Raw genomic sequence first — 532 nt, 5'->3', positions numbered from 1 at the left:
CTGCAATTTGGAGAATGGCAGCGCAATGACATTCTTGCGGGTATCTTCGAGCCAGCCATGATCGACATTGATCTAGCTATCCTGCTTACAAAAGCAAGAGAACATAGCGTTGCCTTGGTAGGTCCGGCAGCGGAGGAATTCTTTGACCCGGTTCCTGAACAGGATCTATTCGAGGCGCTGAGGGAAACCTTGAAGCTATGGAACTCGCAGCCCGACTGGGCCGGCGATGAGCGAAATGTAGTGCTTACGTTGTCCCGCATTTGGTACAGCGCAATAACCGGCAAAATCGCGCCGAAGGATGTCGCTGCCGACTGGGCAATAAAACGCCTACCTGCCCAGTATCAGCCCGTCTTACTTGAAGCTAAGCAAGCTTATCTGGGACAAAAAGAAGATCACTTGGCCTCACGCGCAGATCACTTGGAAGAATTTATTCGCTTTGTGAAAGGCGAGATCATCAAGTCAGTTGGTAAATGATGTCTAACAATTCGTTCAAGCCGACCGCGCTACGCGCGGCGGCTTAACTCCGGCGTTG

1 pseudogene is annotated in these 532 nt (G+C 51.5%); it reads left to right on the top strand.

Annotation, left to right across the window (positions count from 1 at the left end):
* Positions 1 to 521, top strand: a pseudogene (locus ACJHYW_RS25340) (aminoglycoside adenylyltransferase family protein); the annotation flags it as partial.
* Between the last annotated feature and the right edge of the window lie 11 nt (positions 522 to 532).

It is taken from the genome of Escherichia sp. WS3063, assembly GCF_046486595.1.
Taxonomy (GTDB): Bacteria; Pseudomonadota; Gammaproteobacteria; order Enterobacterales; family Enterobacteriaceae; genus Escherichia; species Escherichia coli.
This window is presented reverse-complemented; position numbering and strand designations above follow the sequence as displayed.